8 protein-coding genes and 1 pseudogene are annotated in these 12,903 nt (G+C 67.1%); 4 read left to right on the top strand and 5 right to left on the bottom strand.

Annotated elements, in window-relative coordinates; translation table 11 throughout:
* Window positions 1–17: 17 nt before the first annotated feature.
* The 5 genes from ABD260_RS08570 to ABD260_RS08550 form a co-directional block, all read right to left on the bottom strand.
* Window positions 18–803: a 6-phosphogluconolactonase gene (locus tag ABD260_RS08570; RefSeq protein WP_344232839.1), complete on the bottom strand. Its 786-nt coding sequence runs from the start codon at window positions 801–803 to the stop codon at window positions 18–20.
* 319 nt (window positions 804–1,122) lie between these two features.
* Window positions 1,123–2,481, bottom strand: coding sequence for a DegT/DnrJ/EryC1/StrS family aminotransferase (locus tag ABD260_RS08565; protein ID WP_344232838.1), 1,359 nt, complete (start codon window positions 2,479–2,481; stop codon window positions 1,123–1,125).
* 427 nt (window positions 2,482–2,908) lie between these two features.
* Window positions 2,909–3,862 (bottom strand): LacI family DNA-binding transcriptional regulator, encoded by a 954-nt coding sequence (locus ABD260_RS08560; RefSeq protein WP_344232899.1) that lies wholly within the window; start codon window positions 3,860–3,862, stop codon window positions 2,909–2,911.
* A 107-nt stretch (window positions 3,863–3,969) separates the two neighbouring features.
* A complete protein-coding gene (locus ABD260_RS08555) occupies window positions 3,970–4,800 on the bottom strand; it encodes a carbohydrate ABC transporter permease (RefSeq protein WP_344232836.1) in 831 nt (276 codons plus the stop codon).
* 101 nt (window positions 4,801–4,901) lie between these two features.
* Window positions 4,902–5,873 carry an ABC transporter permease gene (locus ABD260_RS08550; RefSeq protein WP_344232835.1) on the bottom strand — a complete coding sequence of 324 codons (972 nt, stop codon included), beginning with the start codon at window positions 5,871–5,873 and terminating at the stop codon, window positions 4,902–4,904.
* Window positions 5,874–6,031: 158 nt separating this feature from the next.
* On the opposite strand from ABD260_RS08550, the gene ABD260_RS08545 reads away from it, so the two are divergent.
* From ABD260_RS08545 to ABD260_RS08530, 4 genes and pseudogenes are all read left to right on the top strand, one after another.
* On the top strand, window positions 6,032–6,847 hold the full coding sequence (locus ABD260_RS08545; protein ID WP_344232834.1) for an IclR family transcriptional regulator: 816 nt from the start codon (window positions 6,032–6,034) through the stop codon (window positions 6,845–6,847).
* 29 nt (window positions 6,848–6,876) lie between these two features.
* Window positions 6,877–10,005: a hypothetical protein gene (locus ABD260_RS08540; RefSeq protein WP_344232833.1), complete on the top strand. Its 3,129-nt coding sequence runs from the start codon at window positions 6,877–6,879 to the stop codon at window positions 10,003–10,005.
* Between the two features lie 108 nt (window positions 10,006–10,113).
* The gene (locus ABD260_RS08535) at window positions 10,114–11,757 is read left to right on the top strand and encodes an extracellular solute-binding protein (RefSeq protein ID WP_344232832.1); all 1,644 of its coding nucleotides are present in this window, start codon (window positions 10,114–10,116) and stop codon (window positions 11,755–11,757) included.
* A 5-nt stretch (window positions 11,758–11,762) separates the two neighbouring features.
* A pseudogene (locus ABD260_RS08530) lies at window positions 11,763–12,903 on the top strand (hypothetical protein); the annotation flags it as partial.

Raw genomic sequence — 12,903 nt, 5'->3', positions numbered from 1 at the left:
AGCGGGCAACCGGCGTCTCAGGTGGTGGCGGGCCAGGCGACCTGGGAGGAGGACTGCTGGTCGAGGAACAACCGCGCGTGGCCGTGGCGCTGCAGGATCGACGCCGGGCAACTGTTGTCCACCGGGCCGTTGAGCGCGCGGGCGATCGCCGGCGCTTTACGCAGCTCAGGAACCACGACCTGGACGGTGCGAGACGACAGGAGCGCGGGGATGGTGAGGGAGATCGCCGCCGGCGGTACGGACTGCGGATCCGGGAAGTGTCCTTCGTTGACCTGCTGCCGGCGCGACTCCGGAGTCAGCTCGATCACCCGCGCCCAGCGCTCATCGGCGAAGTCCGCGGCGCCCGGCTCGTTGAACGCCAGGTGACCGTTCTCGCCTACTCCCATGCAGGTGAGATCGAGCGGTGCTTCCCGGAGCAGCGCTTCGTACCGCCCGCATTCGGCTTCGGGGTCGCCGCGATCGGGCTGGATGTACTCCACCCGGGCGGGCGAAAATGATATACCAACGTTCTCTCGAATCCAGCGCCGGAACGAGGCCGGATGGTCCGCGTCCAGCCCGAGGTACTCGTCCATGTGAAAGACCGTCACCCGGTCCCACGGGATGTCGACGCCGGCCAGCGCATGCACGAACGCGAGCTGTGAGTTTCCGGTTGCCACCACGACCCGGGCCGCTCCACGGTCCCGGACAGCCGCGCCGATGGTCGCCGCCGCGAAGTCGGCCGCCGCACTCCCGGCGGCCTGTTCGCTCGGATGAACCTCAACCGTCAACTCACCAACCGCAAACGTCGAGTCCGAGATCGTCATAGTTCCTCCAGGAATGGCAGCGCAGGAAGTGGCAGTTCGACCGCTGATCGTGCGAGCGCTTGCATGAGTCGGCAGCACGCGTGGAGCTTCAGCGGGGGTGGTTCAGGGGAAGTTGGTTGCGGGAGCGGGGAAGTTCAGCGGGAGTTGGTTCAGGGCGAGCGGGGGAGATCAGCGGAAGTTGGTTCGGAGCGAGCGGGGGAGTTCAGCGGAAGTTGGTTCGGGGCGAGCGGGGAAGTTCAGCGGGAGTTGGTTCAGGGGGAGCGAAGTTCAGTTGCGAGGTTGGTTCAGTTGGAGCGGGAAGTTCAGTGGCGAGGTGGGTTCAGTTGGAGCGGGGGCTTTCAGCGTCGGCGGAAGCCGCGTACGCGCCGTCGATCCGGCGTGTGAAGGCGGCGTGGACGTGTTCGATCGCGCGGGCGGTGGCGGGTACGTCGGCGGGGCCGCCGGTGCTCCAGTCGAGGAGTACCAGCGTCCGTCCGACCCGGTCCTCGGCGACGGGGCAGACGCCGGGGCCGTACCGCACCGTGGGCGATCGGAAGCAGCGGCCAGTGCCAGGTACGCGGTAGAGGGCGCGCTGCTGGAACCGCGTGTTGACCGGCACACCAGCCGCGGCGAGCGCGGCCGCGTAGTCGGTGGCGACGACGCCGACGCGCAGCGGGTCGAGGATCAACGGGAGCGCGGCCAGCGCGTGCCGGGTGAGATCGCGCGGGAAGGTGATCCCGGGCAGGCCGGCGAGTTCGGCCTGCAACTGCCGAGCGGTCGCGCGGCGCGAACTGATCTCGACCGGCTCAACCTCGATCCTCCGCTGCAGCGCGACCGCCTGAGCGTCGGTTGCCGTGCCACGATGCGTACCCAGCGGGCGGGCCGCGCTGTCATGCGGATCGCCGGTGTCGCGGAGGCGGTGGATGCGGTGCGCAAGCCGACTGTCGTTCGTGACGAGAACGCCGTAGCCATCACGCGGGAAACTGAAAACAGCAAGATCCCCGACGCTGCCAACCGGAGCCCCATCAGCCGCGACAGCCAGGAACGCGTCGGTGCAGTCCTCCACCACCCGAATCGCCGCCTGCCGCCCCTCCCGCACCAAATGGGTGGCGTGGTCAACGGCGCCCACCCGACCAGACCCGGCTGCAGCGCCCGCTCCACCTGATCCGGCTGCGGCGCCCACTCCACCTGACCTGGCTGTGGCGCCCACTCCACCTGACCTGGCTGCGGTGCCCACTCCACCCGGCCTGGCTGCGGCGCCCACTCCACCCGACCCGGCTACTGGGGGCCGCGCCAGCGACATGGCCGAGCTGTGGTCGCGGACGAGCGCGGTGATGGCGGCTACCTGGGCGGGGGCGCCGAAGGGGTGGGGGACGAGTACGGCGGCCGTGGTCGGCGTGAGCGCGGCGGCGACGGTTGCGGGGGTGAGGCAGCCGTCGTGCGGGTCGACGTCCGCGAAGACCGGGCGGGCACCGGTGTCCAGGATGGCGGCGATCAGGTCGCCAGCCGTACCGGGGGCGACCACGACCGTTGCGCCGGGCTGGAGGTCGAGCGCCGCGATCACGAGGCGCCGGGCGATCCCGTCCGTACGAGTCGCCAGCGCGTACGAGGTGCCGACCCGCTCCGCGAACAAATCCTCTACGTCGCGAACGAGCGCGTCCTGTTCCTGATCCACCGCAATCTTTGCAAGCGCTTGCATAGAACCAGGCTCAGGCCGCCACCCACCGCTGTCAACGACCAACCCCCCAGATGTCCGATCCCGGCCACCCACCCCACCCCAGCACCTCAGACAACGCCACCGAATGCAACCGTCGACATCCCGCCCACGCCAGACCCACCAGCCAACACCCCGCCCGCGCCGGACGCGCCTGCCGGCGCGCCGCTTGCGCTGGATGCGCCTGCCGGCACACCGCCGGTGCTGGATGCCCTGCCGGCTCACCGCTGGTGCTGGATGCGCCTGTCCGCACGCCGTTTGCGCTGGATGCGGCTGCTCGCACAACGACCGCGCTGGATGCGCCTGCCGGTACGCGGCCGGTGGGACAGTCGCACGGATCGTGGAGCGGCGCCGCCTGGCGACCACCGTTCCGTCTGGCAGGACCTCGCCGGTGACGGGCGCGTTCGTGGTGTCAGGCGGGGCCGGTGGAGTCTCGGGGGATGAAGGCGCTGGAGAGGGTCAGTTGTTGGGGGCGGGCGGAGTGTTCCAGCTGGTCTAGCAGGAGGTCGACTGCGGTGCGGCCGGCCAGTGCGATGGGCATGGCGATGGTGGTCAGGCCGGGCATCGTCATGCTCGCGAAGAGCACGTCGTCGCAGCCGGACACGCTGATCGAACCGGGAACATCTCGCCCCCGGTCCTTCAATCCGCGAATAGCACCGAGCGCCATCACGTCGTCGTACGCAAGAACCGCTGTCGCCGGCAGTGAAACGACCGTCTCGGCCGCCACGAGTCCGCCCTCGAAGGTGGCCGGATAGGGGCCGAGGACATCGACCGTGATCCCGACCCGCCGCGCGGACCGTTCGATGCTGGTGCGTTTGTCCTTGTTCGACCAGGACGATGCCGGCCCGGAAAGGTATACCACCCGCCGATGCCCCAACTCGTACAGGTGATCCATCAGCGCGGACACCCCCGCCTCCACGCTGCACGTCACGGACGTCATCCCGGGCACAGTCCGATTGACGAGTACGACCGGCCGGCTGTCCGCGATCTGCTTGATCGGCGCGGACGTCGACCGTGGCGAACAGACCACCAGCCCGTCAACCCGGCTGGTCATCTCGCGCATCAGCAGCTTTTCGCGCTCGGCATGCTCATCGGTGTCGGTGAGCAGCAGCGCGTACCCACGCTCGTTCGCGCGGTTCTCCGCCGCCCGGACCAACGGCGGAAAGAACGGGTTGGTGATGTCGGGCACGAGTAGCCCAAGTACGCCGGTTTGACCGGTCGCGAGGCTGCGCGCGGTGCGGTTCGGCTGGTATCCCACCCGCGCCGCGACCGACAAGATCTGATCGCGCCGCTCGCGGGACAGCAGCTCCGGATGGCTGAACGCCCGCGAGACGGTCGAGATGGACACGCCGATCTCGTCGGCGATGCTCTTCAGGGACGCGGTGCCCGGATCGGGACGGCTGCCCGGACCGGATCGTCGTCGTGGTGTTGCGATGTCGCCCTCCTCGTCGCAGTTCGCCGAGCCTACCCGGGTCAGCCCTTGACCGCGCCGAGCATCAGTCCGGAACCGAAGTGCCGGCGGATGAACGGGTACAGCACCATGATCGGGATCAGCGAGATGACCAGGATCGCCATTTGCAGCGACTGCTGACTGGGCATCAACGCGGACGACGTACTCGAGATCTCGTTGCCGATCGGATCACCGGTGACCACGTACGTACGCAGGATCAGCTGCAGCGGCCACTTGTTCGTGTCGTTCAGATAGAGCAATGCGGTGAAGAACGAGTTCCAGTACCCGACTGCGTAAAACAGACCGATCACGGCCAGGATCGCGCGGGACAGCGGAAGCACGATGCGTACGAGGGTCGCGAGCTCGCCGGCGCCGTCGATGTGCGCCGCGTCCAGGATCTCCTGCGGGATCTCCAGGAAGAACGCGCGCATCACGATCACGTTGAACCCGCTGACTAGTACGGGCAAGATCAGCGACCAGTACGAGTTGAGCAGATGCAGCTGTTTCACCATCAAGTACGACGGGATGATGCCCGGCGTGAAGAACAGCGTGAAGAGGATGATCAGCAAGAGCGGCTTGCTCAGGACGGACTTCATCCGCGCCAGGGCGTACGCCAAGGTCGTTGTACACAGCAACGAAAGCGCCGTACCGACCGCCGTGACCGAGAGCGATACGAACAAGGCGCGGGTGACGACACCGCCGGACAGCAGCTGTTCGTACGCGGCCAACGTCGGATGTGACGGCCACAAGACCAGACCACCGGCGTGGTTGACCTGATCGTTGCCGGCGAAACTCGTCGAGATGACAGCCAGAAAGGGGCCGACAACAACCAAGCAGCACAGCGTTAGGACCATGGCCTTCAACCCACGGGAGACCGGGCCGGCCGGCCGCACGCCCTGGTGAAGCGCGCGGCCGGGTCTCCGGGTACCCGCCCAGCGGGGAATGGCTGTACTACTCATGATTGGTATACCCCTCGTTCGCCAAATAGGTGAGCGACGCGGTTGGCTGCCAGTACGAGCACGAGGCCGAGGAGGCCCTTGACCAGGCCAACGGCGGCGGCGACTCCCCAGTTGCCGGCCAGGATGCCGTGGTTGTAGACGTAGGTGTCCAGGACTTCACTGGCCCGGGCGCCGACGGATGGTTGCTGAAGAACGATTTGCTCGAAGCCGACGCTGAGTACGTCGCCGAGCCGGAGGATCAGCAACAGGACGATCACCGGCCGGATACCGGGCAGTGTGACGTGCCACAGTTGCCGCATCCGGGACGCGCCGTCGACCGCGGACGCCTCGTACAGGTGGGCGTCGATCCGGGACAGCGCGGCCAGGAACAGGATCGTGCCCCAGCCGGTCTCTTTCCACATCACCTGCGCGGTGAGCAGTTCCTTGAACACGCCCACGTTGCCGATCAGATGCAGCCCGGCATGCCCGTGGTTCTGCAGGAACGTGGAGACCAGGCCGGCGTTGCCGAGCATCTGCTGGAAGACCGCGACCACGATCACCCAGGACAGGAAGTGCGGTAGGTACAGGATGCTCTGCACCAGGTTCTTGAAGCGATCGGACAGCAGGCTGTTCAGGATCAGCGCGATACAGATCGGCGCCGGGAACGCGAAGAACACCTGCAGGGCACTGATCGTGATGGTATTCCAAAGCGCCTGCAGGAAGGCTGGGTCGCCGTTGAACAGGACCGAGAAGTTCGAGAAACCGACCCAGTCGGAGGCGGAGATGCCGAGGAACGGCTGGTAGTCCTTGAAGGCGATCAGGTTCCCGAGCAGTGGCACGTAGTTGAAGGCGAGGACGAACAGGATGCCGGGCAGCGCGAGCAGCACCAGCATCCGTTCGTTCCGCAATCTGGTCCGCCAGCTTTGGCTGCCGGCGGCCTTCGCGCGGCCCGCGGTGCCGGCTCGGAGGCCGGTCTCCGCGCGGCTCACCGGGCCGGGTCCTCGTGCCGGTTCGCACCGATACGCATGCTTCAGCCCTTCGACGAGGTGGCGGGGGGTTGCGCTGGAGAGTTGTATGTTGAGACAACGCCCTGTTACCGTCGCAGTATGTGAGAACGCGGTGAAACGTGTCAAGGACGGAGGACGTGATGGCGGCAGGTGCGGGTGCGGGACGGAACGCGGAGCGGTACGGGAGTTCGACGGTGGACAAGGCCGTCGACATCCTGACCGCGATCGCGCAGTCCCCGGCCGGGCTGACCAACCAGGAGGTCAGCGCGCAGCTCGGCTTCGACAAGTCGACGGTGCACCGGTTGCTGCTCACGCTGGAGCGTCGCGGCCTGCTCGCGCGGACCGGCGTACCGGCGCGGTTCGTGGTCGGTGATCACGCCCAGTTCCTCGCCTGGGGACCGACGCCGGACCTGCGGGTCGCACTGGCGCCGGTGCTCGACGAACTGGTCGAGCTGACCGGTGAGAGCGCGAGCTATTCGATCCGGCAGGGCGATCGATTCACCTGCGTCGCGCACCGGATGAGCCTGCACGACCTGAGCTATTCACCGCTCACCGGCAACAGTTATCCGCTCACGTCCGGTGCGTCCGGGTTGGCGATCCTGGCGTTTCTCGCACCGCCGGTCCGCGACGAGATCGTTGCCCGCGGCACACTTCCGGCGTACGACGGCTCCGATGCGCTTGCCGATCCGAAGGATCTGCGCGCCGAACTGGGCCGGACCGCCGAGCGTGGGTACGCGACCAGTGGCGGCCGTGGCGGCGGTGGATGTTCGATCGCGTACCCGGTGTTCGGGCGGCACGGGATGGTCGTCGGCGCGCTGGCGATCTCCGCGGCCGAGGCCCGCACGCCGCTGACCGAGCTGGCCGCGCAGGCGCCCAAGCTGGCCGAGGCCGCGCACTGCCTGCCGTCCGACCTGGGCTGGGTCACCGCCGACGAGAGCAAATCCGAATCACTGTAGCTGTACGCGCGCCGAAAAGGTGGGGCCTGATGTCGCACGCGGTTGCCATGATGATGCTCAACGGCCGGCTCGACGACGACGTCATCGTGCCGTACCTGGACGCCTTGCCGGCTTCCGGGTACGGCGGGGTGTGCCTGCATCCACGGGACGGGCTGGCGGTGCCGTACGGGTCGGCGCAGTTCTGGTCTGCCATTGAGCGGATCGTTGGTCATGCCCGCGATCGTGGGCTGGATGTCTGGTTTTACGACGAATTCTCGTTTCCTTCGGGTGCTGATGGTGGGCGGATTGTTGCCCAGTACGCCGGTGCTCGGGCTAGGCAGTTGTCGTTTCGGCGGATTGTTGCTCCGCAGGTTGATGCGTTGGGCAACATTGAGCTTGGTCCGGAGCCGTTGCTTGCGTTGCTGCGGGTGCGGCGCGGGTGGCTCGTACAGGACGTGACCGATCGGTGCGGTACGCATCGCAATCGGTGGGTCGCGGCGGAGATGTTCGAGACCGATTATCTGTGCACGATCAACGTACGTCAGGTGCCGCACGAGCGGGCGGTCAGCACAGCGACCGTTTTCGTATACCAACCGGAGACGCCGCTCGCGGACGACGAGGAGTTGATCGCGGTCACCGTCGTACCAGTGCCGGCTCGGCATGGTGAGGCTGGTCTACCGGATGTGGCGCTGCCCGAGGTGACCGATCGCTTTCTGGACGAGGTGTACGCGCGGTACGGGCGGTATGCGCGGGACTTCGACCTTGGATCGGCGCCGATCTTCCAGGACGAGGTGGCATACCAAACCGATCACCCGTGGAATGAGCTGATTTCGCAGCAGTTGCAGGAGCTGTGGGGTGCGGAGTGGCGGTGCCGGTTGCTCGCATTGTTCGAGCCGGTCGGTGATGGGTGGGAGGCGGCGCGGTACGAGTACTGGAAGGTGTGCGCCGGTCTACTGGAGCGGAACTGGTTTGCGCGGGTATCGCAGTACTGCGCTGAGCATGGGCTCCGGATGACGGGGCATCTGCCCGGGGAGGAGTCCTTTCTCGGGCATTGGCGGCTGCTGGGTGATGCGTTTCGTACGCTCGGGCACTTCGATCTTCCCGGGTACGACGTGATCAATTCGCCGACGATGGACGACGTACACCGCTCGCAGGCCAAGGGGATCAAGCTGGTTCAGTCGGCGCGCTGGCTGGACGGGCGCGGGCCGTTGGTCGCGGAGGTTTTCGGGGCTACCGGGTTTCAGCACGATGCGCAGCAGGCGCGGACGATTCTTGCCTGGCTCGGGTTGCATGACATCCATCAGCCGATTGACCACAGTACGTGGACGAGCGCGGCGTCATTGCGTAAGTACGATGCGCCGCCGGTGAACACGCGCTTCAATCCGCTTGATGTGGGGCGGGCGGATCTGTTCGAGTGGCATGAGTGGTTCCGGGGGTTGACGCGGGAGTACGCGTTCGATGCTCAGGTGCTGGTGTTGCTGCCGCAGGAGTCGTTCGCGCGGTATCGGTTGGAGGAACGCGAGCTTTGGGCGGGTGAGATCTCACTGCTGGAGACGTTCTTCCACTATCTGGAGGCGGCGAGCGTCGATGTCGTGATGATCCCGAGCGAGCGGCTGGACGATATCGAACCTGGCGCCGAAGGTCTGACGCTAGGCGGGCACGCATTCTCGGCGTTGGTCGTCCCACCGGTCGCGTCTCTCCACCGTTCGGTGTACGCCGCTCTGGATCGCCTGGCCCCAACCGGCACCCTCCTCTGGGCAACCGCCGCCGACGAGATCACTGTCTTCGACTCGACAACGTCGGAAGAGCGGTGGTCGACCCCCTCCACAGTGACCCCGGCTACAGTGCGCCCGTCCACAGTGCGCCCGGCCAAGGGCGTGCCCTGCACGGAGGCCGACCTCCTGCGTGATCGCGCCGGCTGGTTTCATCACCGCCTGCCGCTCCGCACCGAGGTCGCAGTCACCGATCGGACCATCATCAAGTCGGTCCGCCGCACAGCCAACGGCGACCGCCTCCTCGTCCTCGCGAACCCGTACGACGACGCCCAAACCGTCCGATTCGCAGACCTCCCCGGCGAACTTCGGCCCCAACCATTCACCGGCCGTCTCACCTTCGAACCAACCGCCGCCGGCTGGCACCTCCACCTACCCGGCCGCGCCGTAGCCGCCATCGCGCTTGCCCAGGAAGGAGAAGGTAGTGCGGTTGAAGCCGCGGTTCTCGAGCCGGTTGGTTTGGTGACTTATGAGCTGCTGGGGTTCAACTGTCTTCGGCTGGAGGACGGGACGGTCGAGCTCAACGGCTACGAAAAGCGATCCTTCGAGCCAGGCCCGGTCTCCCTTCTCTGGGATCTCAGCGAGGTTCGCTACCGAGACGAGGGAGTGCTGAACCTTGCACCCCACAGTGCAGATCACCTCACCAGGCAGTTCACCGCAGAGTTCTCCGTCGACATCTCCGCTGCACTCACCGCCCGCAACGGCCGCCCGCCCTTGCGAATCATCCTCGACAAGGAATCAGCCCCGCCCGGCGCAACCGTGCTGTGGGACAACCGAGAGCTCGAACCGCGACACGAAGCCGTCTTCGACCCGGACAACACCACGTACGCCCCACCGCCCACCGCACTGAGCGCTGGCATGCATAACTTGACGATCACCGGAACCATCACCCGCGGAGACGATGGTCTACTCGAAGCGCCTGTTCTGGTGGGGGAGTTCGCGGTGGAGACGCCGACTGATCGGCCGACCCCCAGTGTTCAGTTGGCTCCGTCTGCTCGGTCAGCCGCGCGTGCTCGGCTGGCTCCGCTGCCGGACGGACCGGTGGAGTGGAAGATCGGTACGCCGTGGCGCGAGTTTGGTATACCGCATGGCTACGGCCCGGTGGAGTACAGCTTCACCTTCCGCGTACCGGACGACCAGGCAGGCGACGGCTGGCGGATCGATCTGCCGGACTACACGGGAGTCGCCGAACTCGCCCTCGACGGCGTACCGCTCGGCCGCCGAAGCTGGGCGCCACATGACCTCGACCTGGACCACCTCGGCGCGGGCGAACACAGACTGACGATCGTCCTGCACGGCTCCTGGAACAACGTGTTCAGCCGGCTCAACCAGGTTCGCAACGGACTGCTCGGTCCAGTCCGGCTGATCCTTTCGGCGCGTTCGTATCGCCGTATTCCGAGCCGTTGACAACGCTTTCACGATTCCCAGATACTGAATCACCGCGCGCAGTCTGTGTCAATTAATGATATTCAGCGGGCCGCTGTAGCCGCCCCGCGAGAGAACAGGTGAGACGCAATGGTTCAGCTCCCGGTCGGCGGTTCCGGCATCGGGTACGCACCCAGCCGGCGGACGATACTGCTCGGCGGACTCGGTCTGGCGGCCGGTCTGGCCGGCTGCTCGAGCTCGAAGCAGGCAAAGGGCGGGCTGGACTCCGCCAAGGCCAACCCTCCGACGTACGTGCCCTTCGAAGGCACCAAACCCGATCTCCCCGGCGCCCTCGCGAAGGGCATCCAGCCCGGGTACTTCCACTACCCGTCCAGCCCGCCCGCCTCCGTCACCGGGGCCGTCGGCACCGGCGCGGCCCTGTCGCTGCTGGTGTCCGGCCCGCCGATCGGTTCGCAGAAGGACAGCAACCAGTGGTGGCAGCTGCTGAACAAGAAGCTCGGCGTCGACCTTCAGGTCACTCAGGTGGATTCGCTCTCGTACGCGTCCAAGTTCACCGTTGACGTTGCTGGCGGCAACTACGAGGACATGATGCAGATCCTGTCCGCGCCGAACGAGCCGCAGTTGCTGGAATCGAAGTTCACCGACCTGTCCGAGTACCTGGGCGGCGACAAGATCAAGCAGTACCCGAACCTGGCCGCGCTGCCGCCGCAAGCGTGGACCGCGGGTACGGTCAACGGCCACCTGTTCGGTATCTCGCAACCGCGGTCGATCGCCGGCCAGGTGATGAACACTCGGCAGGACATCCTGGACAAGCTCGGCCTCGGCAAACCGGAACTGAAGACCGGCGCCGACTTCCTTGCCCTGTGCAAGGAGGTGACCGATCCGTCCAAGCACCGTTGGGCGATGGGCACCCAGCCAGTACTGCTGACCCTGCGGACTGTCCTGGAAATGATGGGTGCGCCCAAGGGTTGGCAGGTGAAGGACGGAAAGTTCACCCGCGACATCGAGCTGGACGTGTACCTGGACGCACTTGAGGCCCTGCGCGGTTGGTGGCAGGCGGGGATCTTCCATCCGGATTCGTTCACGGCCTCCGGCTCGTACCAGACTTGGTGGTACGGCGGGACGACCGTGATCTACATGCAGGCCTTCGCCGGCTGGGCGGTTGCCGCGAACAACAACCCGACGCTCAAGTTCGGCGTGCTGGCGTTGCCGAAGTGGGACGGCGGCGGGCGCGCGATCAAGCACCTCGAGGCGGGCAACTACCTGTTCACGGCGATCAAGAAGTCGTCGAAGGAACGCGTCGAGGAGATCCTCCGGGTGTGGAACTACCTGTCCGCGCCGTTCGGCACCAAGGAGTACCTGGATGTCAACTACGGCGTCGCAGGGCATGACTACACGTTGACCGGGCCCGACCCGGTGCTGACTGCGGCGGGTACGCGCGAGGTGCTGGCCGGCCTGAGCTACATCGGCTCGACGCGGAGCAGTGTGATCTACGTACCGAACCAGGAGGATCTGGTTCGTCAGGCGCATGCCTTCCAGGAAGCCGCGGTGCCGACCGGGATCAGCGACCCGACCGACGTGCTGTACTCGCCGACCCAGCTCGGCAAGGGCGCGGCGGCCGAGCAACAGCTGGTCGACACCAAGAATGACATCGTGCAAGGACGCAAGCCGGTGTCGGCGTTCAAGGACGCGGTCCAGACCTGGCGTACCGCTGTCGGTGACACGATCCGGCACGAGTACGAGCAGGCCTACGCAGGCAACGGCGGCAGGTAGGCCAGATGAACCGGCAGCGACGTCGCCCCGCACCCGAAGCCGAGGTGCGGCCGACGCCGCCTGCCCACGACGCCACCCCGGCCGGTGCTGTCGGGTCGGCGCGCCGTGCTCCGGTGGGCGCGGCGACCTTCGGCCCGGTTGGCCCGGTCGGCGCGGTGGGCCGGGGCGGCGCGGTGGGGGTGGTTGGGCCGCCTGACGTCGTCGACCTGGTGGCCGGGGTCGCTGCCGACGAGTTCCCCGGGCTGGACGTGCGCCCGTTGCCGTACGCAACCGAAAGCCAGTCGGTCGACCTGATCCGCCGCGCACCGGACGGCATCGGTGCGTGGCTGTTCACCGGCCCGGTCCCGTTCGATCTCGCCCGCCACGCCGGCGTACTCCACCGCCCGGCCACCTTCGTCGACTACACCGGCGCCACCCTGTACCGCGCCCTGATCGACGACCGTTCGCGCGGCTGGGACGTTGCCAGCGTCGACACCTTGCGCCGTACCGAAGTCCTCCGCGCCTTCCGCGCCGCCGGCCTCCCGACCGACCGCGTACGCGTCTGCGAACAGAATGAGGTCACGGATCTGGCCGAGTTCCATCGCAGCGTGGCGCAGTCGGCCGGTAGTACGCTGGCGATCACCTGCCGCCGCTCGGTGTACGACGCGGTCGGCCCGTCCCTTCCGGCCCTCCGCCTGGCGCCGACGTCGGGCTCCGTACGCAACGCCCTGACCGCGACCGCCCTGATCTCAGCACCGCATGCTGCCGCACAGGTGGTCATCGGCCTGATCGACCTCGGCCCAGGCAGATCCGGGGCGGATGCGGATCTCCAGGCCATCACAACTGCCCCGGAACCGGCGTGTCGCCCGCAAAACCACGCATTGTGGAGCCCTGCAGATCCGGACCCGACCGCCCAAGACCTGAGCGCCCGAGGCCCGAGCGCCCGAAGTCGGAGCACCCGGGACCTGAGCGCCCGGGACCTGAGTGCCCAAGACCTGAGCGCACGAGACCTGAGTGCCCAAGACCTGAGCGCCCAAGACCTGAGCGCCCAGGGACTGAGCGCACGAGACCTGAGTGCCCGGGGACTGAGCGCACGAGACCTGAGCGCCCGAGACCTGAGCGCCCAGGGACTGAGCGCACGAGACCTGAGTGCCCGGGGACTGAGCG

This window comes from Kribbella hippodromi, from assembly GCF_039531045.1.
GTDB lineage: Bacteria > Actinomycetota > Actinomycetes > Propionibacteriales > Kribbellaceae > Kribbella > Kribbella hippodromi.
The sequence above is the reverse complement of the archived record's forward strand: the minus strand, read 5'-3'. Positions and strand labels throughout refer to the sequence as shown.